The sequence below is a fragment of the Rubrivirga litoralis genome (genome assembly GCF_031846415.1).
GTDB classification, from domain to species: Bacteria; Bacteroidota; Rhodothermia; order Rhodothermales; family Rubricoccaceae; genus Rubrivirga; species Rubrivirga litoralis.
Genome location: NZ_JAVRHT010000014.1, coordinates 58,092 through 82,489, shown reverse-complemented (window position 1 = coordinate 82,489; position 24,398 = coordinate 58,092). Strand labels below are relative to the sequence as shown.

The window sequence follows — 24,398 nt, the reverse complement described above, 5'->3', positions numbered from 1 at the left end:
CAACACGCCGGCCGCCCCGCCCGGCGTGACCGCGCCGGGCGGGCGGGGCGGCTCCTGGTACACGCCCCGCCCAGAGCCAACGTGCAGGTAGGCACTCGGTACGAGGACCGCGCGCCGAGGTCAGATCGGGCCGTACCTCGTACCCGGTACCCCCCGGAGGGCGCTTTAGAACCCGGTCGGGAACGGGAGCCGGCGGACCGTCGACTGCGGCACGTTGATCCGCAGGATGTCGCGGAGGTACCCGCTCTTGACGTAGAGCGAGAACGAGAACCCGCGGACCGGCCCCAGCGGCTGCCACCCGATCGCCATCTCCCAGCAGTGGAGGTCGCGCCGGAGCTGGAGGCTCGTCGCCGTCGGCTCCATCTGGACGAGGTCGAACCCGGTCCGTCCCGAGACCGACCACTTCGGGGTCAGACGCGCGTTGAGCTGGCCGAGCTCGATGGTCGCCGTCGTCGGCCGCAGCGCGCCGGGGGCGGGGCGGTGGTTGATCGTGGCGCTCAGCGAGAACGAGAGCGGGGCGGCGTAGTCGATGTAGCCGACGACGGCCGGGCGCGGCCCGAACGCGCCCGGGTCGTACGCCTCGGTGCCCGGGGCCGCGACGACCGGGCGGACGTCCTCCTCCCGCCCCGCCCCGCCCAGCTTGAACGACCGGCTCAGGCGGAGGCTGACGGCCGAGAGCCGGAGCGGCCGGCCCGTCTGGTCCAGGTACGTCTGCGTCAGGCTCCGGCCGGTCGAGTCGATGGCGTACGGCGAGAACGTCGCGTTCCCGTTCGCCGAGACGCCCCAGAACTGGCTCGTGGCCCGCGCGCTGACGTCGCTCAGCGGGCGCTCCGTCGCCGCGAAGTTGTAGCTCCCGCTCACGTCCAGCGACAGGACCTGCCGCGCGGTCCGCGTGGTCTCGCCCGTCGAGTCGGTCGACGCCGTGCGCACGAGGAACGCGTTGCTGACGCCGAACGAGAGCGCGCGCTGGGGGTTGAGCGGGATGCCGGGGACGATCGCGTAGCGCCGCGTCTCGCCCTGCGGGTTCGGGGCCGTCTCGCGGACGAACCCGAACGCCTCGTAGTCGGGCTCGAACTGGAGCGACACGTTGGGCCGGACCGTGTGCCGCAGCCCGTCGATGCGGCCCACGCGGAGCGGGAACGTCCCATAGAACTCGGTCGACGCCGACGCCGAGAGCGCCGCCTGGCGGACGGCCGTGAACCCGGGGACCTGGCGCGAGTCGAACGCCCCGGCCGAGTCGACCACGATCTCGGTCCGCTCGCCCACCCACGTCTCGCGGTAGTTGAGCGACGGCGAGAGCGAGAGGTTGAACCGAGGGATCTGGAAGGCGGCCTGGACCGGCACGTTCTGCGTCACCTGGTACACGAACCGCTGGTCGCGCCCCGTCGCGTCGGCGAACGCCGACGGGCTAAACAAGCCTTCGAGCGCCGAGACGGACGTGTCGGCCGTGGCCTGGAAGTTGAACGAGTTCGTGGTCTGGTTCGAGTAGGCCACGCTGATCTTCTCGTACCAGCGGTCGTCGCGGCCGCGGCGGAAGGGGAACCGGCGCTGCTGCGTGAACGAGAGCGTCGGGAAGGTGACCGACGTCCGCGGCGTGGCGCCGGTAAAGTCCTGGTAGGCCTGGAGCGAGACGTTGAGCGCCCGGCCCACGCTCGGCCACGACTGCGAGTACCCGACCGACGACTGCGTCGAGGTCTCGACCTGGTCCTCCACCGACTGCGCCACGAACCGCTGGCTCTCGGACCGGAGGTTGACCGACGCCGTCAGCCGCTGCCCGGCCGGGAGCGTCTGGTTGTGGGAGACCCGGAGGTTGAACGGGATGCGCGGGGAAAAATCAGGGTCGGTGGGCTCGCCCGAGCGGAGCCGCCCGACCTGGAGCGAGACGTCGCCGTTGTAGGCGTAGAGCTTGTTGTAGCGGGCCGCGCCGCGGACGAGGAACGAGCCCTCGGTCCCCACCTTCGCCGTGGCCTGGGCGTCGAGGTAGTCGCTGATGGCCCAGTACCAGCCCACGTTGTCGAGGAACAGCCCGAACCCGGACTCCTGCCCGTACCGGACCGGGAGCGGCCCGCTCCGCCGGCCCTCGGCCGTCGGGAAGTACCCGAACGGGAGGATGACCGGCATCGTGATCCCCAGGATCTTCAGCCGGACCGGCCCCGAGTACACCTCCTCCCCGCCCACGACCTTGAGCCGGCCCGCTTCGAGCGCGTAGTGCGGGTGGTCGAGCTCACACGTCGTGTAGGCCGCGTCCTGGGCGTAGACCACGTCCTCGGTCCGCTGCTTGATGACCCCGCCCAGGAGGTAGCCGTCCTGGATCTGCGTCCGCGCGCCGGTCACGCGGCCGCGCTGCGAGGCCAGGTTGTAGACGAACGCGTCGCCCTGGAACGACTCCGACCCGCTCTGGAACTGCGGTACGCCGACGGCACTGGAGTCCGACCCGAGCGGGTCGGCGCGGACGGTCTGGGCGCCGGCCCGGTACTGGAGCCGGCCAGCGCCGACCGTAGCCTCCTGGTACGTCGCCTGGGCCTCGCCGAAGAGCGTCACCACGTCGTCGGGAGCCTCGTCCGGGCCGAGCGAGTCGCGCCGGGCGAGCACGATCCGCACCGAGTCGCGGGCCGTGTACGCGACGGGCGCCTCCAGCCCGCCCTCGGCCGCCCCCGCGACGGGCAGCCCCACGTCGACCGGCGGCCCGGCCGGCACCGCGGGCAGGGCGACCGCGGGCGGGGCGGGGCGGACCACCCCGGCCGTGTCGACGGCGACCGTGTCCGCCTCCTGCGCGGCAGCCCCCCGCCCCGCCCACAGGGCGACGACGGCGGCGGCGAGGAACCACGAGCGGGGCGGGGCGGGGCGGCGGGGCACGGGGAGCGTGGGGGGACGGCGGCGCCGGAACGGGAGGCGCGGCAGCTTCGTGCGCGAAGCTAGCGGCCAGGCCGCGGGTCCGAAAGGCGGACCGCCCCGCCCTCAGCGGGGTGGTCCTCGTGGTGCGGCGCGGACGCGGCGAGTCGTGTCCCCCAGAGTCTTGGGGGCGGGGCGGGCTCGGCGCCACCCCGCCCGTGCTAGCCCTGGGCGGGACGGTCCTCGTGGTGCTCGAACGCGAGCCGCGCCGCGCCGAGCAGCGCCACCTCGTTCCCGCGCGTCTCGCGCACGATCTCGACGCCGTCGAGCATGGGCGGCATCACGAACCGCTCGATCGTCTCGCGCGCCGGGTCGAGCAGGTAGTCGCCCGCCTGCGACACGCCGCCGCCGACGACGATCTTGCGGATGTCGAGGAGGCTGACGACCGAGCCCAGCAGGACGCCCAGCTTGTGGCCAGCCCACGCGAGCACCTCGCGCGCGGCCGGGTCGCCGGCGACGGCGGCGCGGTGGAGGTGCTGCGGCGTCACGTCGGTGAGGTCGCGGCCGGCCGTCTGGTGGAGGTGCGTCTCGCGGGCGAGGAGCTGGTAGCGCGCATGGTGCGAGAGGAACCGCTGCCCGAGGTACGCCTCGATGGCGCCCGAGACGCCGGCCCGGTCGTACGGCCCCTCGTAGTCGATCGACATGTGGCCGATCTCGCCGGCCGCGCCCGTCGAGCCGCGGAACAGGCGGTCGTTGACGACGATCGCCCCGCCCACGCCGGTCCCCAGCGTGACCATGACGAACGAGTCGAAGGGCCGCCCCGCCCCGTAGAACGCCGAGCCGAGGGCGGCCGCGTTCGCGTCGTTTTCGACGATGACCGGCCCGTCGACCGCGACGCCGCGCGCGGCCAGCCGAGGCCCCAGCGCGTCGGGAAGGTGGACGTCGCGCCACTCGGGAAGGTTGGGCGGCTCGCGGACCGTCGTCCGGTCGAGCGAGACGGCCCCAGGCGCGCCGATCCCGACGCCCACAATCTCGGGCGGGGCGGCGCCTTCGAGCACCTGGGCGACGCCGTCGGCGATCTGGTCGAGCACGTGGTCCGGCCCCCGCTCGGCGCCGGTCGGGCGCGAGACGCTCTGGACGATGCCGCCCTCGCGCTCGACGAGGGCCACCTTCAGGTTCGTGCCGCCGAGGTCGACCCCGACGGCGTGGAGTGGGGCGTCGGCCATTATTCGGGGGCGTCCTCGACGCGGTACACGCGCTCGCCGGGGCGGCGCATCCCGTACTGCTCGCGGGCCACGCGCTCGACGGTCGCGTCGTCGAGGCCGCGGTCGAGCCGGGCTTCGAGCGCGTCGTTCTCGGCCCCGATCGCGGCGTTCTCCTCGCTCATCCGGTCCAGCTCCTGGGCGTAGGCGACGCGGCGCCACACGCTGTGGCTGTCGAAAAAGGCGACCCAGAGGATCAGGCCGACGACGCCCACGAGGGCGAGCCGGCGGCGGAGACGCTGGGGCATGGGCGGACCGGGGGGGCGGGGCGGCGGCAATCTACGCCCGCCCCGCCCGCGCACCGACGGTGGAAACCCGGAGGCGCCGCCGGGCGGGGCGGACAGCCTGGGCTCTACACAGAGACGCCGACCAGCCACCCCGCCCCCACCGGCGCGTCGAGGCTGAACGGCCGGCGCCGAGACTCGCGGCTCGGGCGGGCGGGGTGGGCGCGTTTCCGCGCGGGGCTACGGTGCACCACCCCGCCCAAGACCGCGGGCGGGGCGGTCGCCCTAGAACCGGAACGCCTCCATGCCCGGGTAGACCGCCGCGTCGCCCAGGAGCTCCTCGATGCGGAGGAGCTGGTTGTACTTGGCCAGCCGGTCGCTCCGGGACGCCGAACCCGTCTTGATCTGGCCGCTCCCGCAGGCCACGGCGAGGTCGGCAATCGTCGTGTCCTCGGTCTCGCCCGAGCGGTGGCTGAGGACCGACGCGTAGCCGTAGCGGTGGGCCAGCTCGACGGCCTCCAGCGTCTCGGTCAGCGTGCCGATCTGGTTCGGCTTGATGAGGATCGCGTTGGCCACGTCCTCGTCGATCCCGCGCTGGAGCCGGTCGGTGTTCGTCACGAACAGGTCGTCGCCGACGAGCTGGACCGTCTCGCCGACGCGCTCGGTGAGGGCGGCCCAGCCGTCCCAGTCGTCCTCATCGAGGGCGTCCTCGATCGAGATGATCGGGTACTCGTCGACCCACCCCGCCCAGAACTCGACCATCTCCTCGGACGAGAGCTTCCGGTCGGGGTCCGACTTGTAGAACACGTACTTCCCGTCCTCGACCATCTCGGCCGCCGCCGGGTCGAGCGCGATGTACATGTCGTCGCCGGCCGCGTAGCCGGCCCGCTCGATGGCCTCCAAGATGACCTCGATGGCCTCCTCGTTCGACTTCAGGTTCGGCGCGAACCCGCCCTCGTCGCCCACGGCCGTCGAGTAGCCGCGCTGGGTCAGCACCTTCTTGAGGTGGTGGAACGTCTCGACCCCCATCTGGAGCCCCTCGGAGAACGTCTCGGCCCCGGTCGGCATGACCATGAACTCCTGAAGGTCGACCGAGTTGTCGGCGTGGCGCCCGCCGTTGATGATGTTCATCATGGGGACCGGCAGGCGCCGGGCGTTCGCCCCGCCCAGGTACGCGTAGAGCGGGAGGCCGACCGAGACGGCCGCGGCCCGCGCCGTCGCCAGCGACACGCCGAGGAGCGCGTTCGCGCCCAGCCGGCTCTTGTTCTCGGTCCCGTCGAGGTCGATGAGGACGCGGTCGAGCGCAGCCTGGTCGAGCGCGTCGAGCCCAACGACCTCGGTGGCGATCTCGTCGTTCACGTTCTCGACCGCCTTCAGCACGCCCTTCCCGAGGTACACGTCGTCGTCGCCGTCGCGGAGCTCGACCGCCTCGTACTCCCCGGTCGACGCCCCCGACGGCACGGCCGCGCGGCCGACGGAGCCGTCCTCGGTGATCACGTCGACCTCGACGGTCGGGTTGCCTCGGCTGTCGAGGATCTGGCGGGCGCGGACGGAGGCGATGAGCGGCATGATGGACCCGGAGGGCGGGGTGGGGGAGAGGGCACCCCAAGATACCCGGCCGCCGCGGGCGGGGCCGCGCTGGGGATGAAAACCGACCGCCCCGCCCTGGTAGGGGCGACCGGCGGTCGCCCGTGGAGTCGCCCGCGCCCCAGCGCCGGCCGCCCACGTTCCACCCCGCCCCGCCCTCGGAGCACACCGCCCCGCCCACACACGCGTGGGCGGGGCGGCCAAAAAAGAAGCCGGCCGCCCCTGAGGACGGCCGGCTCGTACGCACGGGGCGGGGTGGCCCTAGCGGACGCGCGTCGAGCAGGACCCGTAGGCCCCGAGGCTCGCCGTCACCGTCTGGCCCGGGCGGTACCCCTCGAGGAAGTACGACTCCCGGCTCGGCCCGGCCCGCTCGTAGCCGGCGGCGGCGCGGCGCGCGGCGTCCGCGATCCGGCCCGACGTGACCGCGGCCACGTTCCGGTACTCGTCAGCGAGGCACCAGTAGGCGAACCGGCCCGTCAAGGACGACGGGCGGCCGACGGCGTCAGCGATCATGCCGGCGCGGGCGTAAAGGCTCGGCCCGTGGCTCGGGAAGTACTGGAGCGCGCGGTTGACGAGCTGCGACGTGTTCCCGAAGCCCTCGGCCGAGCGGGCGTAGAGGAAGTCGGCCCGCTGCGCGTTCGAGGCCGCGTTCGTGAGGCCGCGGTCGAAGAGCTCGTTGCCCCGCGCCGTGTCGCCCTCCCGGAAGGCCTGGAACGCGAGCGCGACCAGCGTCCGCGGGTTGTCGACCTGGTTCGTGATCGCCGGCAGGCGGACGACCTGGGTCTGGAGCGCGGCGGGGTCCTCGCCGAGCGCCTCCAGGCGGTCCGGCTGCTGGAGGACCACGGCGAGCAGCGTCAGCGCGTCGTCGTCCGAGATCGTCCCAGCCTGGAGGTCAGCCACGAGCTGCTCGACGGCGGCGTCGGAGCCGGCCCCGGCCACCCCGCCCGGCGCGGCGCTCGGGTCGGTGCGGAAAAACTCGGCCGAGCTGGTCAGGTACTGCTGGAGCGCCGGCGTGTCGACGTTCGAGGCCAGGCGCTCGACGTAGTCGGCCCGCTGCGGGTTCGGGAACTCGTCGCCGAACTCGTTGCCCGAGAGCGCGAAGAGCTGGCTGTAGTACCAGTCGTCGAGGCTGTCCGGCTGGGCCTCGAAGGCCCGGTTAAACGCCTCGAACTGCTGCTGGTCCGCGTCGTCGTAGACGTCCCGGTTCTGGAAGTAGAAGAACCCCTCGCGGAGGTCGCGGAGGTACGGGTCGTAGGCGATGCCCTGCGTGTCGAGCGTCTGACGGCCCTCCTGGCGGACGGCCCGCGCCGAGTCCAGGTAGGCCACGCGCGTGGCCTGGTCGGTCGAGTCCACGTTCTGGGCGAAGTACTCGTAGATCGACGCCATGCGGAGGTAGTTCCGGTCGTCGGGGTCCTCGCCCGTGAACAGCGGGTCGTTCGCAAGCAGCCACTGCACGTACGGGTAGGCCGCGCAGAAGTCGTCGTTCCGGTAGTTCTCGGCGCCCAGGCTGAAGTTGGTCCGCGTGTTGGACTCGGTCGGCTCCTGCTGCACGATGACGTAGGTGTCCGTGCATAGGTCGCCGGGGCCGTACGCCGCCCCGCCCTCCGGGGGCGGGGTGTACTCGTTGGTGGAGCCGTCGGAGGAAGTCCCAGCGGGACCCGCGCAGGCGGCGAGTACGGCGGCGCCGGCGAGTGCGGGCAGGGCGAGGCGGAGGGATCGCATAAACAGAGAGAGAGGGTGGGGGAAGACTAGTTGAACCGGCGCCGGACGAACCAGCGCTCGCCAAAGTTGAAGGTGAGCGTGCCCTTCACGAACGTGTCGCGGACGAGTACGCCCTCTGTCGAGCCGCGGGTTCCGACCTCGACGCCGAGGTCGATCCGCGAGCCCGTCAGGCGGTTGGGAACCGAGACGCCGCCGGTGAGCGCGTACGTCGCCACGCCCTGGCCCTCGGGCGCGTAGAGCCCGCGCTCGGCGTAGCCCCCGAGCCGGAGCGCCGTCCGGGCCACGGCGCGGCGGCCGCCGCCGGGCGAGAGTTCCACCCCGCCCCCGACGCGGAGCCGGTCGCGGAGCGCGTCGACGCCGGCCGCCGGGTCGAACCCGCCCACGGGGACCGTGCTCTCGAACCCGCCCCACGGCTCGTAGAGCGCGTCGACCGTCGCCAGCCAGCGTGGGCCGGCGCGGTAGGCCACCCCGCCGCGGAGGACGAGCGGGAGCGTGGCGTCGCCGTCCTGCGTCGTCGTGAGCGTGTCGCGGCTGAGCGTCTCGCCCAGCGTCGTCGTGCGCACGACCGAGAGGGCCGTCGGGAAGGTGAGCGCGGCACCGACGGTCAGCGCGTCGTCGTCGCCGAGCAGGTTCTGGACGGTGCCCGCGGCGCCGACCGTGGCCGTCACCCCGCTCACGCGCGTCGACCGCGACCGCCGCGTGGTCGCGAACGCCGTCGACGTCGTGTCGAACGCCGTCCGCTGCACGTCCTCCTCCGTCCCCAGGATCACGTCGGCGCTGGCGCCGATCTGGAGGGCCGACCCGAGGCGGAACCCGAGCCCGCCGCTTAGCTGCTGGAGGCCGCCCCCGCCCTCCAGGTTCAGCGTGTACCCGACTGGCGTCCCCTCGGAGTCCAACGTGCCCGTCGACGCCGAGCGGTAGTTCACGCGCGAGTACGGCTGGTAGGAGAGGACGAGCCCCAGACGGCCGGCGTAGAGCGGGACGCCGAGGAGCACGCTGGCCACGTCGCCGGCCGTCCCCACGCTGGGGTCGTCGGACGCGCCGTCGACGCCGCGGACGGTGGTGATCCGGCCGGCGGCCGAGAACGTCGTGAGCACCTGGTCGGACCAGAGCGCCGGGTTCGACAGGTTCGTGTAGACCGACGAGCGGAGCGCGGCGCCGCCGTTCCCGAGCATGGCCGCCTGCGACGACGCGAACTCGCTCCGCTCGCCCAGGCCGTAGAGCGAGTAGATCGAGCCGTAGTTGGTCGACCCCTGGGCCTGCGCCCCGGCCGCGGCGGCGAGGGCGAGGAGCAGGGCGGCGAGTCGGAGCATCGGGGGGCGGGGCGGTAGAGACACGGGGCGGGGCGGGGCGTTGCCCGGCTCAGGAGCCGACGACGGTCAGCGACAGGCGCGGGGCCTCCGCCCCGCCCGGGCGGAGCACGGGGAGGACGTCGAGCGAGGCCGGGACGAACAGCGTGCCCTGAACCCGACCCGGAAGGGCACCGGGGACGAGCTCGAAGGCGTCGAACGCGGCCGCGCCGAGGAGCGCCGCCTGGACGGCCTGCGTGAGCCGATCGCTCTGGGCCGCCGACACCGCCCCGCCCTCGACCGTCACGATCACGATGGGCGTCCGCGTGCCCGTGGCCGTGTCGACGCCGAACAGCGTCGCGTTCTGGGCCACCGGGCGGACGAACGAGCCCTCCTCGGCCACCGTCGTCTCGAGCGGGGCGCGGAGAACGGCGCGCGCCAGCGCCGCCGGGCCGATGGCGTCGAGCGGGAACAGGAGCCGGACCGACCGCCCCGATCCCACCTGCGCCGCGACGAACGCGTCGGGCGCGGGCCGCGGCTCCCCGCGCTGGAGCGACGAGAACACCTCGCCGGCCCGGTACGACAGCGTATCGTTGGTTGTGATCACGCGGAGCCGCGTCTGCGGCGTCTGGGCCTGGAACCCGAACACGGCCCCCGCCCCGCCCGCGCGCGTCGGCTCCAGGGCGAACCCCTCGAACGCCTCGTTAAAGTTGGCGGCCAGGAGGAGCTCGGCGTTCGCCTCGACCCACGACGCCGGCAGGTCGAAGGCGACCGTCTCGTCGGCCGCCGAGACCGTCGTCGAGGTCAGCACCGGGCCGACGGCGAAGAGCGTGTCGGCGGCGTAGTCCAGCGACGGCGACCACGACCCCGCGCCGGCGTCGACCTGGCGGAGCGCGAGCGCGAGCGCCGCCGTGGTGTCGCCGTAGACGTACGTCCGCTGGAGCTCGAGGCGGACCGACCGGACGTCGGCGGCCGCCATCCCCTCAGGAATCGCGGGGCGGACGACGTCGAGGTACCCGACCGCGCGGGCGTCGCCAAAGACGGGGTCGGCCACGTCGCCGGCCAGCACGCGCGTTTGGGCCAGCGCCGCCGTCGAGTCGGCGAACCCGATGGCGGGGCGGCGGTCGTCGGCGGCCTCGACCGACGCGGCCTCGACCGTCCGCGTCGCCGGGTCGACGTCGGCGTCGTCGATCAGGCCGACCCCGACGCCGGCGGCGTCCTGGCACGCCGGGAGCGCGGCGAGGGCGGCGAGGAGGAGGAGGGGGCGGGGCGGCAGTCTCACAGGCGTCGGGGGCGGGGTGGGCTCAACGGAGCCCGCGCCGGTTCTCGCGTTGGGGGCACAGATTCCGGGACACCCGGAGGCCGCTACGCTACCGGCCCGCCCCGCTCTCGACCGGGCAGTCCGTGCAAAAAAATGGCGGGCGGCATCCGGTGCCGCCCGCCGCGTCTCTCGCGTCGGGGCGTCAAGCCGCCTGGGCGGGGCTCAGCGAGCCGTACACCTCGGCGGCGGCGTCGGCCGCCGGGACGCCCTCGGACGGGAGCGTCGGGCCGGCCGGCTCGCCCTCGCCGGGCTCGTCACCGTCGGCGTAGGCCACGGCGTCGGCCGTCTCGAGCCCGATCGAGCGGAGCGTCCGCCCCGCCCAGGCTTCGGGGAGCCCGAGCGCCCCGGCCTCGTCCTCGCTCAGCGTGGGCTCGAAGCCCTCGACGGCGCCCGGCGTGAAGACCGAGCGCGTCGAGGCGAACAGCTCGTCGTCCGCGAGGTCGGTCTGGAGCACGTGCGGGATAAAGGCCGAGATCCACCCGGCGGCGTGGACCACGTCCGGCCCCCACCCGAGCTTCTGGGCCGTCGAGAGCGCGGCGCGCGCGAAGAACAGGGCGCGGGCGGGGTTGTCCTCGAACACGGCCTCCGTCTTCCGGTCGCGCCAGACCCCCTTCCGCTTGAAGAAGGCGACGGAGTCCATGAAGTAGACCTGGAGCCGGATGCCGGGGATCGAGGCCACCTTCACCTTGAGCGTGTCCGTCGTGTCGCCGGCGGCGATCTCGGCGCCGGAGAGCCGGATGACTTCGTGGAGCCGGTTTTTACGCTCGGAGATCACGCCGTAGCGCGGCATGACGATGCGGGGCTCGACGTCCTTGTGCTCTTCGAGAGCTTCCGGGAGGACCCGCATGAGGCGGGCGGTTTCGGTGGTGTCGGAGAACGGGGCGACCTCGCCGGAGACGAACAGAACGCGCATAGGAGGACGACGGGTGGGGCGGGAGAAACCGCGTGAAAACTAACTCCGCCCGCCCCGCCCGCGCCACCTCCGTCGGCGGAGGGCTCGTATCCTCCCCGCCCGCCTGGCCCGCCGCCCCGTGACCAAAGCCCAGATCGTCGACCGCATCGCCGCCGCCACGGGGCTGACCAAGATGGAGACCGAGGCCGTCGTCGACGGCTTTATGCAGACGGTGCTCGACGCCGTGGCCGAGGGCGAGCGCGTCGAGCTCCGCGGGTTCGGCACGTTCCGGGCCGTCGAGCGCGCCCCGCGCACGGCGCGCAACCCGCGGACCGACCAGCCGGTGCCGGTCCCCCGGCGGATGGCGCCCGTGTTCAAGCCGGCCCAGGACTTCCGCCGCCGCGTCGAGGAGCAGGGCGAGGACCGCCTGACGGGGGCGTAGCGGCGAGGGCGGGGTGGCGCCACCCCGCCCGAATGGTGTGGGCCGGCGCTGGCGGCGCCCGTAGCGCCGTGTCTGGTGGTGGGCGGGGCGGTCCGCTGTGCCCGCCCCGCCCAGGGCGGCCGCCGGTCGGCCCGATGAAGCCGGCCCCGCCCGCGGCGTGGGCGGGGCGGCGACCTGCTGCACGTCGTTCTCACGCGGTCTTCCGCCCCCGCCCCGCCCGCGGTGCGTGATTGGCGGCGACGCCCCGCCCGTTCCACTCCGCCCTCCGGGTCCGCCTATGTCCTCCACCGCCTGCGCCTCGTGTGGGGCCGCCGTCCGCGACGGGGCCGCCGTGTGCGACCTCTGCGGAACGACCGTCGACGGCCCCGCCGCCTCCGGCGACGCGGACGGCGTCGTCTGCCCGCGGTGCGGGCACGTCGCCCCGCCCGGGTCCCGGTTCTGCAACCGCTGCGGCGAGCGCTTCGAGGCCGACGAGGCCCGGGCGCCCTCGGCCCCACCACGCCCCGCGCCCGTGGCCGGCGCCACTGCTTCGGGCGGGGCGGGAGCGTCGTCGGCCGGTGCCAAGCGCGCGTTCGTCGTCGTCGGCGTGGGCATCGCGGCCGTCGTCCTGCTCTACGGGGCCACGCTCCTGAGCGCGGACCGCGACGCTCCGGACGCGGCGCCGACGGCGGCGGCCGACGACCTGGGGCCGGCCGGCCCGGTCCCCGAGGGCACGCCGGCGCTCCCCGACACGCTCCAGACGGCGGCCGACGCCTTCGCCGCCCAGGGCACGGGGGCGGGATGGTACGAGTCGGGCCGGTACTACCTTACGGCGGCCTTCAACGCGAGCGGGACCGACCCGACGGCGAGCGTCCAATGGGCGCGCCGGGCGATCACGGACTTCGAGAAGAGCCTGGAGCTCGGCGAGAGCGCCGACGTCCGCGTGGCGCTCGCCGAGGCGGCGGCGTTCGACCCCACGGACCCGATGCGGCCAGTCTTGGAGCTCCAGGCGGCCCTCACCGCTGACCCCGCCAACGTCCCCGCCCACTTCCTGATGGGCGAGCGCCGGTTCCTCATCGGACGGCTCGACAGCGCCCGCGCCTCGTTCGAGCGCGTCCTCGAGCTCGCCCCGCCCGGCGACCCGCTCCGCGAGCGGGCGCGGACGGCGCTCCTGGCCGTCCAGCAGGCCGAGGCGCCCGCCGGCTGAGCCGGCCGCGGGCCTACGGTGAGGCGGCGTAGCTTGGCGCGGCCCCCCCGCCGCCCGATGCCCACGACCCCGCCCCTCGGCCGCCTCGCCCTCCTGCTCGCCCTGGCGTTGGCCGCCTGCGGACCGCCGTACCGGACGATCGCGACGACGACGGTCGAACTGCCCGAGCCGCCCCCGGTCGAGCGGCCGTCGCTGCCGCCCCGCCCGGCGCCCGCCCCGCCCGAGGCGACCGTCGAGCCCGCCCCGCCCCCGGCGCCGGAGCCCGCACCAAAGGGGACGGTCGAGGCCCGGTCGGTCTACCCGCAGGCGGACGGACCCATGTCCGAGGTGGCCGAGTGGACGCTCGTGAGCGGGGCGACGGTGGTTTACGCCCACCAGCCGGGCGCCGAGGCCGCCCATGTCGTCGCGTTCGCCGGGGGCGGGGCGGCGCTCGCCGACACGGACGCGGCGTCGGTCGCGGACGCGCTCGCGGTCGTCCGCGGCCTGCCCGCCGCGCCCGCCGACGTGACGGCCGTGGTCGTCGGCAGCGAGACCTCGGCGGCCGTCGAGGGCGCGGTCGGCCGGGTGCTCGGCGGCGCCTGGGGACGGTCGAGCGGCCTGGCCGGCGCGACCGCCCCGCCCCCCAACGCGCTCCGCGTGCGGGCGGACCTGGACGACGACGCCGCGCTCCTCGTCTTCGAAGAAGCCCTCCGCCGCCGCCTCCCCTCGGCCCGCGTCGCGCTCGACGCGGCCGACGGCGCCGCCGCGCTGTGGAGCACGGGCGGGGCGGGGTGGGGCGACGCGCTCCGCCCGTTCTCGCGCGCCGAGGCCGAGGCCGCCCGCAGCGCCGTCGCCGCGCGCGCTCTCCGGTCCGGCGCCTTCGCGGCCCGCGCCCTCGCCGACCTGTACCGGGCGCCCGGCGCCCGCCGCCCCGCCCGCCCGCCGGCGTTCGCGCTGGGCCGTCTCGGCCGCGTCCGGGCCGTGTCCGCGGACGCGCTCTCCACCCTCGCCGCTCGCTTCGCCGCCGCCCGGTAGGTTGCGGCGCCCCCGCCTTTTCGCTCCTATGGCCGACGCCCCGCTCTTTTCCGACGCCGACCGCGACCGCATCCGCGAGGCCGTCGCCGAGGCCGAGACGCGAACGGCGGGGGAGATCGTGCCCTACGTGGTCCGCACGAGCGGGTCCTACCCGGTGGCCGTCTGGCGCGGGGCGAGCGCGGGCGCGCTCCTGGCGGCCGTCGTCGCGCTCGCCGTGGCCCAGGTGTACGCGGGGTGGGGGATGGGCTGGCTCTACTCGGCGTGGGGGATGGCCCTCGCGGTGGCGCTCGGCGGCGTCCTGGGCGCCGCGTTGGGCGCGACGGTCGCCCCGCTCCGCCGCCGCCTCGCGGGCGGGGCGCTCCTGGACGAAGCCGTTCACCGCCGGGCGGCCCTCGCGTTCGTCGACGAGGAGGTGTTCGACACGCGCGACCGGACGGGGATCTTGCTGTTCGTGTCGCTCTTCGAGCGCCGGATCGAGGTCGTCGGCGACGCCGGCATCAACGCGAAGGTGGAGGCGGGCGAGTGGGACGAGGTGGTGGGGCTCCTCCGCGGCGGCGTCGTCCGCGGCGACCTCGCGGGCGGGATCGTCGAGGCCGTCGGCCGGTGCGGCGACCTCCTCCACCGGCGCGGCGTCGCCCTCCGCCCCGACGATACCGACGAGTTGTCCGACGACGTCCGCGTCCGTGACGAGTAGGGGCCGATCGCCCGGCCGCCCCGCTCGGCGCCGGGCGGGGCGGTGGTAGCCGCCCGCTCGTACGGGCGGGGCGGCCGCCTGAGCGTGGGGCTAGAGCGCCTCGACGCGGAGCGTCGTGCCGTCCGGGTCCGCGACGTAGAGCGCCCCGCCCACGTCGGCGTAGTCGGCGCCCTGGAGGTCGAGCCGGGAGAGGACGAGCGCGAACACGCGGCGCGGCACGCCGAACGCGATCTCGTCAGGGCCGCGGCGGTCGCCGTCCGTCTCCACGAGGTCGAGCACGCGGCGGCCCTCGGCGTCGAGAAGGTGCGCGCGCGCGCGCGCCGTGAGCGGGTGGGCGTCGACGCCGCCGAGCGTGAGCCCGAGCGTCTGGACGTAGAACGCGAGCGCCTCGTCGAGGCGCGCCGTTCGGACGCTGACGCCCCGGAGCCAGACGGCGGTGCTCGGCTTTCGGAGCGCCCGCTCGGCCTGCCGGGCGGCCGATTCGAGCGGGGTGGGGGAGAGAGACATAGGGGGAGAGAGGGAGAAAGGTCCACGCCCGACAACGGCGCCCCCCGTTCCACACCGTATACCACCGGGCGGGGTGGCCGTACAGCCCGCCGCCGCGGAACGCGCCCGCCCCGCCCGCGCGCCCTGTTCCGCCGCCCAGGCCGGGGTGCTGACGATTCGACCCGTCCACGGGTACGACTGACCGCGCTCGCCGCCCTTCACGTCAGCCGCCGCCACGCTCCCGCACGTCGTCGGGCGGGGCGGCCTGCCCTCACATCAAGCCCAGCGTGAGGCGGGCCTCCTCGCTCAGCATCTCCATCGAGTACGACGGCACGAACACGAGGTCGATGGCCGCCCGTCCGACACCCTCCAGGGCGTTCACGCCTTGCTCGACCTCGGCCGGTAGCGTCTCGGCGGCCGGGCAGTTGGGGGCCGTCAGCGTCATCCGCACCGTCACGTCCTTGCCGTCGGCGCCGTCGGCGATCTCCCAGCCGTAGATGAGCCCGAGGTCCCAGATCGGCACCGGGATCTCCGGATCGTAGATCGTCTTCATCACCTGGGCGATGCCCTCCTCCAGCTCGGAGAAGTCGTCCGCCTCGCGGCCGTCGATAAGGAAGTCGCGCGTCATGGGAGGTTCGGGGTTGGTGAGTTCAGGGTTGGGAGGGTCTCCGGCTCTAAACCCTGAACCCCTCAACCCAGAACCCGGTCACTTCAGCCGCTCGGCGATGCGGGCGTCGAGGTAGTCGCGGAGCGGCTCGGACCGCACCATCTCGACCACGTCGTGGGCGAAGGCGTAGAGGAGCATGGCGCGGGCGTCGGCCTCGGACACGCCGCGGCTGCGGAGGTAGAACACGTGCTCGGCCTCGATGGCGCCCGTCGTCGAGCCGTGCGAGCACTTGACGTCGTCGGCGTAGATCTCCAGCTCGGGCTTCGAGTAGTGCCGCGCCTTCGGGCTCAGGACCACGCCCTGACTCTGCTGGTAGGCGTTCGTCTGCTGCCCCTCGCGGTGCACGAACACCTTCCCGTTGAAGACGCCCGTGCCCTCGTCGTAGATGATCCCCTTGAACAGCTCGTTCGACTGGCACCCCGGCGCCACGTGGTCGACGAGCGTGTGCGTGTCGACGTGCTGGGCCTCGGTGCAGATGTAGAGCCCTCCGAGCGTGGACTGGCAGCCCTCGCCGGCCGGGACCATCGTCGTGTCGTTGCGGACCGTCCCCGCCGAGAACGTGAAGGCGAGAGTCGAGACGTCCGACCCCCGCTCTTGCTGGACGTGGACGAGCGAGACGCCGGTCGCCGCCCCGCCCTCGTCCTGCACGCGGACGTGCTCGACGTTCGCGTTCGGCCCGGCGAAGATCTCGGTCAGGTCGTTGCGGAAGGTCTCGGCGTCGCCGCCCCGCTCGTGGTACGTCTCGATGACCGTCGCCTGCGCGTTCTCCTCGACCACGAACAGGTGCCGCGTCTGGACGAACGTCGGCCGGTCGCCGGTCACGACGTGGACCACGTGGATCGGCCGCTCGACGGCCACGCTGCGCGGGACGTGGAGGAACAGGCCGTCCAGGTCGAACGACGCGTTGAGCGCCGCGAACGCGCTCCGCTCGGTGTCCGCGACGGTCCCGAAGTAGTCCTGGACCACCGCCCCGCCCTCGCGCGTGGCGTCGCGAAGGCTGCCGACCGTCACGCGGTCCGGGAGCCCCGAGAGGTCCGACAGGTCGCGGTCGAGATGCCCGTTGACGAGCACGACGCGGGCCGCGTCCAGCCCGTCGATCGCCGTGCCGTCGAGGTCGGTCTCGGTGATCGTGGCAGGCTCCGCGAGGTGGTAGTCCGCCTTGAGGGCGGGGCGGAGGTCGGTGTACTTCCACGCTTCGTCGCGCGTCGACGGCAGGCCGAGTCCGTTGAACGCGTCCCGCGCCTTCGTACGGAGCTCGGGGAACGGGGCCGGCGCGCCGTCACCGGTAAAGGCGCGGTCGAGCGCTTCGAGCGCGCGGTGAACGAGGGGCGGGGCGGACATCGGTGGGTTCAGGGTTGTGTGGTTCAGGGGTCGACGGTGCAGGGCGGGGTGAGGCAGGGCGGGGCTTCAACCCCGACCCCTGAACCTCCAGACCCCACAACCCTAGGCCGCGACAGCGGCGTCTTCGAGCAGCCAGTCGTAGCCCTTCTCTTCGAGCTCCTCGGCCAGCTCCGGCCCGCCCGAGCGGACGATCCGGCCGCCGATGAGGACGTGGACGTGGTCCGGCTTGATGTAGTCGAGCAGCCGCTGGTAGTGCGTGATGAGCACGAACGCGCGGTCCTCGCCGCGGAGCTTGTTCACGCCGTCCGACACGACGCGGAGGGCGTCGATGTCGAGGCCCGAGTCGGTCTCGTCGAGGATGGCGACGCGCGGGTCGAGCATGGCCATCTGGAAGATCTCGGCCCGCTTTTTCTCGCCGCCCGAGAACCCCTCGTTCACCGACCGCTTGGTCAGCTTCGGGTCGAGGTTCACGAACTCAGCCTTGTCGCGCATGAGCTTGAGGAAGTCCGTCACCGACATCTCGCCCTCGCCGCGGTGGGCGCGGACCGAGTTGACGGCCGTGCGCAGAAACTGGTGCGTGCTCACGCCCGGCAGCTCGACCGGGTACTGGAAGGCGAGGAACAGGCCCTCGCGCGTCCGCTCCTCGGGCGCCATCTCGAGCAGGTCTTGACCATCGAACGTGACCGAGCCCTCGGTGATCTCATAATCCTCCCGCCCCGCCAGGACGCCCGCGAGCGTCGACTTGCCGGACCCGTTCGGCCCCATGATCGCGTGGACCTCGCCGCCGTTGACGTCGAGCGAGAGGCCCTTGAGGATCTCGTGGTCCTCGACCGAGGCGTGGAGGTTGTTGATGGAGAGGAGAGACATGAATGCAGGGAAGAGAAAAGGGGGGAGGAAGCAAGGGGCGGGGTGGTCCGGGGGCGGGGCGGGGGCTTTCTGCCCCTTCGCCCTTGCCCCTTTACCCCACGCTGCCTTCGAGCTGGACGCTCAGGAGCTTCTGGGCCTCGACGGCAAACTCCATCGGGAGCTTGGCGAGGATCTCCTTGGCGTAGCCGTTGACGATGAGGTTGAGCGCGTCCTGCTCCGAGATGCCGCGGGCCTGGCAGTAGAACAGCTGGTCTTCGCCGACCTTCGAGGTCGTCGCCTCGTGCTCGACCTGGGCCGTCTCGTTCTTGATCTCGATGTACGGGAACGTGTGCGCCCCGCACTGGTCGCCGATGAGGAGCGAGTCGCACTGCGAAAAGTTGCGGGCGCCCTCGGCCTTCGGGTTCACGCGGACGAGCCCGCGGTACGAGTTGTTGGACTGGCCCGCTGAGATGCCCTTCGAGATGATCGTCGACCGGGTGTTCTTGCCCAGGTGGATCATCTTGGTCCCCGTGTCGGCCTGCTGGTAGTCCTTCGTAAAGGCGACCGAGTAGAACTCGCCGACGGAGCCGTCGCCCTTGAGGATGCACGACGGGTACTTCCAGGTGATGGCGCTGCCCGTTTCGAGCTGCGTCCACGTCACCTTCGAGTTGCGGCCGGCGCAGAGCGCGCGCTTGGTTACGAAGTTGTACACCCCGCCCTTGCCGTCGGCCGAGCCCGGGTACCAGTTCTGGATCGTCGAGTACTTGACCTCGGCGTTGTCATGAGCTACGATCTCCACGATCGCCGCGTGGAGCTGGTACTCCTCACGCATCGGCGCCGTGCAGCCTTCCATGTAGGAGACGTATCCGTCGTCCTCGCAGATAATCAGCGTCCGCTCGAACTGGCCCGTGTTGGCCTCGTTGATGCGGAAGTACGTGCTCAGCTCCATCGGGCAGCGGACGCCCTTCGGGATGTAGCAGAAGGAGCCGTCCGAGAACACGGCCGAGTTGAGCGCCGCGTACAGGTTGTCCGTGTAGGGGACCACCGACCCCATGTTCTCGCGGACGAGGTCGGGGTGGTTCTGGACGGCCTCGCTAAACGAGCAAAAGATGATGCCCTCCTTGGCCAGCTCCTCCTTGAACGTCGTCGCGACCGAGACCGAGTCCATGACCGCGTCGACGGCCACGCCGGCCAGCCGCGCCTGCTCGCCGAGCGGGATGCCCAGCTTCTCGAAGTCGGCGAGCACCTCGGGCGGCACGTCGTCGAGTGAGTCGTAGCGGGCCTTCTTGCCCGGCGCCGCGTAGTAATACGCGTTCTGGTAGTCGATCTCTGGGACGTTGAGGTGCGCCCAGACTGGCGTCTTCTGCTCGGCGAGCAGCTTGAAAAAGTGCCGGAGCGCCTTGAGGCGGTACTCCAGGAGCCACTCGGGCTCCTCCTTCTTGGCCGAGATGTAGCGGACCGTGTCTTCGCTCAGGCCCTTCGGCGCCTTCTCCGTCTCGACGTCCGTCACGAACCCGTATTTGTAGCCCTGCTCGGCGACGTCCTCGAAGAAATCGTGCTCGGTGTAGGTGCTCATCGGAGGGTCTCTTAAGGGTGTGTAGGGCGAACCGGGCGGGGTGGGGGCAGTTCCCCGAAGAGCGGGCGAACCGAGGGGCCGGTGGCGGCAGCAAAACGGGCCGCCCCGCCCCGCCCGCCAAGGCTGTCCCTCAGGCTCGTCTCCCGGGGCTGCCAGAGACAAACCCGGGACGGGTAATACATGGTATGGCCGGGCCGTCTAGACGGCCCCTCAGGGGGTGAACTTCCCCCCAAGCGCACGTGTCACACCCGCCCCGCCCGCTGGACTCGACCGCAATGACTGAGACCTCCTCCCACTCTGCTCTGGAAGCGCCCCCCTTCGGAATCACCGAGCGCGCCCGTCACCGGCTCGCCGCCGTCGCCGCCCGCGAGGGCGTAGACCTGGGGGCCGCGTGGCTCCGCGTGGCCGTCGTCGCCGGCGGGTGCTCGGGGCTGACCTACGACCTGGGCTGGGACACCGCGCTCAACCCGGACGACGAGGTCGTCGACCTGGAGGGGTTCCGCGTCGCGCTCGACCTCAAGAGCCGGCTCTACGTCGAGGGCACAACGCTCGACTTTACGGACGGGCTGGAGGGCAAGGGCTTCCACTTCGACAACCCGCAGGCCACGCGGACGTGCGCCTGCGGCGAGTCGTTCAGCCTGTAGCACGGGCGGGGTGGAGGGGCGGGGCGGCCACCCCGCCCCGAGTGCCTGCGGGTGGAGCTACTCAGCCTCGCTGACGTCCGCGACCGTCCCCTCCAGGACGAGCCACAGCGCGGCCCCGTCGAGGCTCCCACCCTCAAACGTCCCCTGCCCAACGAGGCGCACGGCCGTGTCGCCCGCGTCGAACGGGTCGCCGGTGCCGGAGAGGCCGGGCTCGTCGACGTCGCCCCGGCTCCCGAGCGTGATGACGGCGTTGGAGTCCCGAGCCAGGAGGCTCTTGACGTCGAGGTGGAGCGGGACGTCGATCTCGATGTGGCCGGTGTCGTCGTCGTAGCGGCCCTCGGGCTGGCCCTCGACGGTCACGACGGCGCGGACCGACCCGATGGCCGTCTCGACCTCGTCCTCGATCTCTGGGAAGGTGTCGAGCCGGAGCGTTCCGGCCTCGCGGTCGACCGTCACGCGGACGGTGAGGGCGCCGCTGTCGGGGGCGTCGAGGAGGTGGTGCCCCCCGTCGAGGAGGTCGTGGACGATTCGGGCGCGGACGCGGGCGTCGAGGGTCGCCGTGGAGCGGGCGGGGAGCGGGTCGGGGAGCGGCACGGGCGGGGCGGTGATAAAAGGGGAGCCCGCAGGCCTTACGGGGCCTGCGGGCTCAGACGGTCCACGTGGGACGGCACGTTCGCGTCGTGGCCCCCCAACGGCGCGGGCGCGGACGCGTTGCCGGCGGCAGGCGGTTTGCGAGCGTCTTCACGACGACGCAGGAGGCTCCCGCCGCGCCGGGGCGAGCGCCTACTCCGCCCCGCCCGCCGACCACGTGATCCGGTCGCCCTCGACGAGCCCGAGCCGGCGGCTGTACCCGGCGGGGACCTCGACGACAAACTGGGCGGCCCCGTCGGAGAGCACGTTGTCGGTCGAGTACGGCGTCGTGCCGTGGGCGATGTTGAGGAGCGTCGAGTCCGGCCCGTAAAACTGGATGTCGAGCGAGCGCGGCGTGTTGGCCATGTAGAACGCCTGCTGCTGCGCTCCGGGAAACACGAACAGCATGCCCGTCTCGGGCGGGATCTCGGTCCGCTCCATGAGGCCGCGCTGGCGCGTCGAGTCGGTGTCGGCGATCTCGACGTCGATCGTGCGCAGCGTGTCGGCGCCGCGCACGAAGCTGAGCCGGCCCTCGACCTCGAACGGGATCGACGGGCGCGCGACGGGCGGGGCGGTGGGTTCGTCGTCCTGGGCGCACCCGGCGAGCGGGGCGGCCACCGCGAGCGCGGCGAGGGCCGTCAGGGTAGCGGATCGGCGCATGTGTCTCGGATGTGGGGGGCGGGCAAACTAGCCCACGAGCTTGAGGGCCACGGCGTCGGCGAGCACGGCGCCCTCGGGCGTGAGGCGGACTCGCCGGGGCGAGACCTCGACGAGCCCGGCCCCTTCGAGCGCCGCGAGCGCGGCCGCCTTGTCGGTGAGCAGGTCGACGCCGTAGTCGCGGGCCAACGCGTCGAGGTCGAGGCCGTCGACGAGGCGGCGGAGCCCGAGGAGCACGGCCTCGTCGGCCAGCTCGTCCGGGCCGACGTGCTCGCGCCACTCGACCGGCTGCTCGCCGGCGGCCAGCAGCCCCTGCCACCGGCCGAGGTTGGCGACGTCGGCCCAGCGCCAGGCGCGGCTCCGCGTCTCGCGCCAGAACGAGTGCGCGCTCGGCCCGATCGCCAGCGTCGTCCGGTGCGTCCAGTAGCCCTCGTTGTGGCGGCTCCGGTGGCCGGGCCGCGCGAACGACGAGACCTCGTAGTGCTCGAACCCGCGCTCTTCGAGGTAGCGGCGCGTGAACAGGTACCGCTCGCGGAGCGCCTCGTCGCCCTCGGGGACGACCCCGCCCCGCTCGACCATCTTGAACAGCGGCGTCTTCTCCTCGACCGTCAGGCTGTACGTCGAGAGGTGCGTGGCGCCCAGGCGCAGCGCCTTCTCCAGGTTGGCGCCCCAGTGCTCGAACGGCTGGTCGGGGATCCCGAAGATGAGGTCGACCGACACGTCGCCGATCTCGCGGACGGCGGCCTCGACACCGGCCTCGGCCTGCTGGGCGTCGTGGGCGCGGTTCATGAACGCGAGGTCGTCATCGTAGAACGACTGCACGCCCAGCGACAGCCGCGTCACGCCGAGGTCGCGGGCCGCCCGGAGCCACGCCGCCCCGCCCGCCCCGCCCAGGTCCTCGGGGTTGGCCTCGACCGTCACCTCGGCGAGGGCGGACGTGTCGAAGTGGTCGTGGGCCGACTGGAGCACGCGCGCGAGCGCCTCGGGCGACAAGAGCGACGGCGTGCCGCCGCCGAGGTAGAGCGTATCGAGCGGCCCCAGGTCGCGGAACTCGCGGCCCAGGATGCCGGCTTCGGTCTCGACCGCCCGCGCGAACGCGTCCTCGTCCCGCTGCGTGGTCACAAAGTAGAAGTCGCAGTAGACGCACCGCTGCGAGCAGAACGGGACGTGGACGTAGAGACTGGCCAAGGGGCGGGGGGAAAAGGTTCGGGGGCGGGGCGGGTGCCCCGGGGCGTGAACGCGGGGGCGGGGTGGGAGTGCTGTCGGGCGTCGTTCTTCCCCCGCCCTTCGCCGCCCCGCCCTTCGCCGCCCCGCCCTTCGCCGCCCCGCCCTTCGCCGCCCCGCCACTGCGCGGGCGGGGTGGGGCCTTTTTGTGGGGACGTGGGCAGGCGGCTAACGCCGGCGTTGCATGCAACGCCGCTACGGCTTGCGAGGCGGGTAGATGAGGCTCTGCCACACGGGCACGAGGGGGCGGGGCGGGGCGTATGCTCTCCGCCACCCCGCCCTTTGGGTCCGCCCTTTGGGTCCGCCCTTTGGGTCCGCCCTTTGGGTCCGCCCGAGACGAGGGCGGGGTGGTCCTCAACCCGCCCCGCCCATGCCCCGCCTCCTCGCCGCCGTCGCCCTGCTGTGGGCGCTCCCCGCCGCCGCCCAGCTGGGCGAGACGACGTTCCCCAACTCGGGCGCGCCCGAGGCGCAGGAGCCGTTTTTGCGCGGCGTCCTGCTCCTCCACAGCTTCGAGTACGACGACGCCCGCGAGGCCTTCCAGGAGGCCCGCCGCCTCGACCCAGCGTTCGCGATGGCGGCCTGGGGCGAGGCCATGACGCACAACCACCCGGTCTGGCAGCGCCAGGACCGCGACGCGGCCCTCGCCGCGCTGGGGAAGGACCTTGTGCGGGACGTCGGGCTCGGCCTCGACCTCTCGGGCGTGACCCCGCGCGAGGAAGCGTACCTGATGACGCTGCGGTCGCTGTTCGTTCAGGAGGGCGCCAAGGAGGACCGCGACGACGCCTACGCGCTCGCCATGCGCGACCTCGCCGCGCGCTTCCCCGACGACCTCGACGCCCAGGCGTTCTACGCGCTCGCCCTTCTCGGAACGGCCCACGAAGGCCGCGACGTCGCGACCTACATGGAGGCCGCCGCCGTCGCCGAGGAGGTGTTTGCGGCCCGGCCCCGGCACCCGGGCGCGGCCCACTACCTCATCCACGCCTACGACGACCCCGTCCACGCCCCGCTCGGGCTCCGCCCCGCCCGCGTCTACGCCGACGTGGCGCCGGCGGCGAGCCACGCGCTCCACATGCCGAGCCACATAACCCTCGCGCTGGGGATGTGGGAGGAGACGGCCGAGATGAACCGCCGGAGCTTCGAGGCGGCCAAGGCGAACACCGACCGCAAGGGGCAGGCGCTGGGCGGCCACGGCTGGCACGCCCTCTGGTGGTGGCACTACGCCGCGACCCAACTCGGCGACGCCGCCCTCGCCCGCGGCCTCTACGACCACGCCGTGGCGCTCGGCGGCGACGACCCCGACGAGACGGCCCTCGCTCACCTGGCCCGGATGCGCGCGCTGGAAGCGCTGGAGGGCGGCGACCCGAACCTCATCGTCGGCGACAAGTCCTTCGAGTTCGACAACGTCTACGACGCCTTCGTCGCGGGCCTCCTGGCGACGCGGTACGCCGAGCCCGGCACCGCGCGGAAGGCGCACGAGGCGATCGCCGCGTTCGCCGACGAGCCGGGCGCCCGCTGGACCGACCGCGTGGCCGCGCTCCAGATCGAGGCGTCGCTCCGCCGCGCCGAGGGCGACGACGAGGCCGCGATGGCCCTGCTCCGCGAGGCTTCAGAGGTCGAGGCCGCCGCCCCGCTCACGTTCGGCCCGCCGTCGCCCGTCGTGATGGGGCACGAGGCGCTCGGGCTCACGCTCCTCGACCTCGGCCGCTACGACGAGGCCGTCGCCGCCTTCGAGGGCGCCCTCGACCGCGCGCCGAACCGCCGGCAGGCCGTCGACGGCCTGGAGCGCGCGCGCGCCGCCCTCGCCGGCGAGCGGGGCGGGGCGGGGCAGTAGACCGCGCGAAAGCCGGGGCGGGGTGGAACCG

Annotated in this window: 22 protein-coding genes; 6 read left to right on the top strand and 16 right to left on the bottom strand. The window is 73.4% G+C overall.

The window, feature by feature from the left end:
* Window positions 1-165: 165 nt before the first annotated feature.
* The 8 genes from RM540_RS07670 to RM540_RS07635 form a co-directional block, all read right to left on the bottom strand.
* Window positions 166-2,856: a putative LPS assembly protein LptD gene (locus tag RM540_RS07670; protein ID WP_311662967.1), complete on the bottom strand. Its 2,691-nt coding sequence runs from the start codon at window positions 2,854-2,856 to the stop codon at window positions 166-168.
* Window positions 2,857-3,053: 197 nt separating this feature from the next.
* The gene (locus RM540_RS07665; RefSeq protein ID WP_311662966.1) at window positions 3,054-4,058 is read right to left on the bottom strand and encodes an ROK family protein; all 1,005 of its coding nucleotides are present in this window, start codon (window positions 4,056-4,058) and stop codon (window positions 3,054-3,056) included.
* Window positions 4,058-4,342 (bottom strand): FtsB family cell division protein, encoded by a 285-nt coding sequence (locus tag RM540_RS07660; protein WP_311662965.1) that lies wholly within the window; start codon window positions 4,340-4,342, stop codon window positions 4,058-4,060. The genes RM540_RS07665 and RM540_RS07660 overlap by 1 nt, the downstream gene beginning before the upstream one ends.
* Before the next feature lie 261 nt (window positions 4,343-4,603).
* Window positions 4,604-5,887 (bottom strand): phosphopyruvate hydratase, encoded by a 1,284-nt coding sequence (eno, locus tag RM540_RS07655; protein ID WP_311662964.1) that lies wholly within the window; start codon window positions 5,885-5,887, stop codon window positions 4,604-4,606.
* A gap of 279 nt (window positions 5,888-6,166) precedes the next feature.
* Window positions 6,167-7,627 carry a hypothetical protein gene (locus tag RM540_RS07650; protein WP_311662963.1) on the bottom strand — a complete coding sequence of 487 codons (1,461 nt, stop codon included), beginning with the start codon at window positions 7,625-7,627 and terminating at the stop codon, window positions 6,167-6,169.
* 26 nt (window positions 7,628-7,653) lie between these two features.
* A complete protein-coding gene (locus tag RM540_RS07645) occupies window positions 7,654-8,940 on the bottom strand; it encodes a hypothetical protein (RefSeq protein ID WP_311662962.1) in 1,287 nt (428 codons plus the stop codon).
* A 49-nt stretch (window positions 8,941-8,989) separates the two neighbouring features.
* Window positions 8,990-10,198, bottom strand: a complete 1,209-nt coding sequence (locus tag RM540_RS07640; protein WP_311662961.1) for a hypothetical protein — start codon at window positions 10,196-10,198, stop codon at window positions 8,990-8,992.
* Between the two features lie 181 nt (window positions 10,199-10,379).
* Window positions 10,380-11,150 (bottom strand): glycogen/starch synthase, encoded by a 771-nt coding sequence (locus RM540_RS07635; protein ID WP_311662960.1) that lies wholly within the window; start codon window positions 11,148-11,150, stop codon window positions 10,380-10,382.
* 118 nt (window positions 11,151-11,268) lie between these two features.
* Here RM540_RS07635 and RM540_RS07630 point away from each other — a divergent pair, with 118 nt between their 5' ends.
* The 4 genes from RM540_RS07630 (at window position 11,269) to RM540_RS07615 (ending at window position 14,465) form a co-directional block, all read left to right on the top strand.
* Window positions 11,269-11,571 carry an HU family DNA-binding protein gene (locus RM540_RS07630; RefSeq protein WP_489753814.1) on the top strand — a complete coding sequence of 101 codons (303 nt, stop codon included), beginning with the start codon at window positions 11,269-11,271 and terminating at the stop codon, window positions 11,569-11,571.
* A gap of 277 nt (window positions 11,572-11,848) precedes the next feature.
* Complete coding sequence (locus RM540_RS07625) at window positions 11,849-12,757, top strand: double zinc ribbon domain-containing protein (protein WP_311662959.1); 909 nt, start codon at window positions 11,849-11,851, stop codon at window positions 12,755-12,757.
* Window positions 12,758-12,814: 57 nt separating this feature from the next.
* Window positions 12,815-13,771, top strand: coding sequence for a hypothetical protein (locus tag RM540_RS07620; RefSeq protein WP_311662958.1), 957 nt, complete (start codon window positions 12,815-12,817; stop codon window positions 13,769-13,771).
* Between the two features lie 28 nt (window positions 13,772-13,799).
* On the top strand, window positions 13,800-14,465 hold the full coding sequence (locus RM540_RS07615) for a TPM domain-containing protein (protein ID WP_311662957.1): 666 nt from the start codon (window positions 13,800-13,802) through the stop codon (window positions 14,463-14,465).
* Between the two features lie 90 nt (window positions 14,466-14,555).
* On the opposite strand, the gene RM540_RS07610 is transcribed toward RM540_RS07615, so the two are convergent.
* The 5 genes from RM540_RS07610 to sufB all read right to left on the bottom strand — a co-directional run bounded on the left by RM540_RS07610 (window position 14,556) and on the right by sufB (window position 19,381).
* Window positions 14,556-14,972: a VOC family protein gene (locus RM540_RS07610; protein WP_311662956.1), complete on the bottom strand. Its 417-nt coding sequence runs from the start codon at window positions 14,970-14,972 to the stop codon at window positions 14,556-14,558.
* Between the two features lie 250 nt (window positions 14,973-15,222).
* Window positions 15,223-15,579 carry an iron-sulfur cluster assembly protein gene (locus RM540_RS07605; protein ID WP_311662955.1) on the bottom strand — a complete coding sequence of 119 codons (357 nt, stop codon included), beginning with the start codon at window positions 15,577-15,579 and terminating at the stop codon, window positions 15,223-15,225.
* Window positions 15,580-15,657: 78 nt separating this feature from the next.
* Window positions 15,658-16,959, bottom strand: a complete 1,302-nt coding sequence (gene sufD / locus RM540_RS07600; RefSeq protein ID WP_311662954.1) for a Fe-S cluster assembly protein SufD — start codon at window positions 16,957-16,959, stop codon at window positions 15,658-15,660.
* Between the two features lie 102 nt (window positions 16,960-17,061).
* Window positions 17,062-17,826 (bottom strand): Fe-S cluster assembly ATPase SufC, encoded by a 765-nt coding sequence (gene sufC / locus RM540_RS07595; protein ID WP_311662953.1) that lies wholly within the window; start codon window positions 17,824-17,826, stop codon window positions 17,062-17,064.
* A gap of 91 nt (window positions 17,827-17,917) precedes the next feature.
* Window positions 17,918-19,381 carry a Fe-S cluster assembly protein SufB gene (gene sufB, locus RM540_RS07590; RefSeq protein ID WP_311662952.1) on the bottom strand — a complete coding sequence of 488 codons (1,464 nt, stop codon included), beginning with the start codon at window positions 19,379-19,381 and terminating at the stop codon, window positions 17,918-17,920.
* Window positions 19,382-19,656: 275 nt separating this feature from the next.
* On the opposite strand from sufB, the gene RM540_RS07585 reads away from it, so the two are divergent.
* The gene (locus RM540_RS07585; protein WP_311662951.1) at window positions 19,657-20,025 is read left to right on the top strand and encodes a HesB/IscA family protein; all 369 of its coding nucleotides are present in this window, start codon (window positions 19,657-19,659) and stop codon (window positions 20,023-20,025) included.
* Between the two features lie 57 nt (window positions 20,026-20,082).
* On the opposite strand, the gene RM540_RS07580 is transcribed toward RM540_RS07585, so the two are convergent.
* The 3 genes from RM540_RS07580 to hemW all read right to left on the bottom strand — a co-directional run bounded on the left by RM540_RS07580 (window position 20,083) and on the right by hemW (window position 22,500).
* Window positions 20,083-20,619: a hypothetical protein gene (locus RM540_RS07580; protein ID WP_311662950.1), complete on the bottom strand. Its 537-nt coding sequence runs from the start codon at window positions 20,617-20,619 to the stop codon at window positions 20,083-20,085.
* Window positions 20,620-20,808: 189 nt separating this feature from the next.
* Window positions 20,809-21,315, bottom strand: coding sequence for a DUF192 domain-containing protein (locus tag RM540_RS07575; protein WP_311662949.1), 507 nt, complete (start codon window positions 21,313-21,315; stop codon window positions 20,809-20,811).
* A 27-nt stretch (window positions 21,316-21,342) separates the two neighbouring features.
* Window positions 21,343-22,500: a radical SAM family heme chaperone HemW gene (gene hemW, locus RM540_RS07570; protein ID WP_311662948.1), complete on the bottom strand. Its 1,158-nt coding sequence runs from the start codon at window positions 22,498-22,500 to the stop codon at window positions 21,343-21,345.
* 406 nt (window positions 22,501-22,906) lie between these two features.
* Between hemW and RM540_RS07565 the strand changes: the two genes are divergently transcribed.
* Entirely contained in the window at window positions 22,907-24,367 is a 1,461-nt protein-coding gene (locus tag RM540_RS07565; RefSeq protein WP_311662947.1) for a tetratricopeptide repeat protein, read from the top strand.
* Window positions 24,368-24,398: the final 31 nt, after the last annotated feature.

Bases quoted from the DNA above. Each gene is read 5' to 3' on its own strand.
- RM540_RS07665 (WP_311662966.1), bottom strand. From the start codon at position 4,058: ATGGCCGACGCCCCACTCCACGCCGTCGGGGTCGACCTCGGCGGCACG.
- RM540_RS07660 (WP_311662965.1), bottom strand. From the start codon at position 4,342: ATGCCCCAGCGTCTCCGCCGCCGGCTCGCCCTCGTGGGCGTCGTCGGC.
- eno (WP_311662964.1), bottom strand. From the start codon at position 5,887: ATGCCGCTCATCGCCTCCGTCCGCGCCCGCCAGATCCTCGACAGCCGA.
- RM540_RS07650 (WP_311662963.1), bottom strand. From the start codon at position 7,627: ATGCGATCCCTCCGCCTCGCCCTGCCCGCACTCGCCGGCGCCGCCGTA.
- RM540_RS07645 (WP_311662962.1), bottom strand. From the start codon at position 8,940: ATGCTCCGACTCGCCGCCCTGCTCCTCGCCCTCGCCGCCGCGGCCGGG.
- RM540_RS07635 (WP_311662960.1), bottom strand. From the start codon at position 11,150: ATGCGCGTTCTGTTCGTCTCCGGCGAGGTCGCCCCGTTCTCCGACACC.
- RM540_RS07625 (WP_311662959.1), top strand. From the start codon at position 11,849: ATGTCCTCCACCGCCTGCGCCTCGTGTGGGGCCGCCGTCCGCGACGGG.
- RM540_RS07620 (WP_311662958.1), top strand. From the start codon at position 12,815: ATGCCCACGACCCCGCCCCTCGGCCGCCTCGCCCTCCTGCTCGCCCTG.
- RM540_RS07615 (WP_311662957.1), top strand. From the start codon at position 13,800: ATGGCCGACGCCCCGCTCTTTTCCGACGCCGACCGCGACCGCATCCGC.
- RM540_RS07610 (WP_311662956.1), bottom strand. From the start codon at position 14,972: ATGTCTCTCTCCCCCACCCCGCTCGAATCGGCCGCCCGGCAGGCCGAG.
- RM540_RS07605 (WP_311662955.1), bottom strand. From the start codon at position 15,579: ATGACGCGCGACTTCCTTATCGACGGCCGCGAGGCGGACGACTTCTCC.
- sufD (WP_311662954.1), bottom strand. From the start codon at position 16,959: ATGTCCGCCCCGCCCCTCGTTCACCGCGCGCTCGAAGCGCTCGACCGC.
- sufC (WP_311662953.1), bottom strand. From the start codon at position 17,826: ATGTCTCTCCTCTCCATCAACAACCTCCACGCCTCGGTCGAGGACCAC.
- sufB (WP_311662952.1), bottom strand. From the start codon at position 19,381: ATGAGCACCTACACCGAGCACGATTTCTTCGAGGACGTCGCCGAGCAG.
- RM540_RS07585 (WP_311662951.1), top strand. From the start codon at position 19,657: ATGACTGAGACCTCCTCCCACTCTGCTCTGGAAGCGCCCCCCTTCGGA.
- RM540_RS07575 (WP_311662949.1), bottom strand. From the start codon at position 21,315: ATGCGCCGATCCGCTACCCTGACGGCCCTCGCCGCGCTCGCGGTGGCC.
- RM540_RS07565 (WP_311662947.1), top strand. From the start codon at position 22,907: ATGCCCCGCCTCCTCGCCGCCGTCGCCCTGCTGTGGGCGCTCCCCGCC.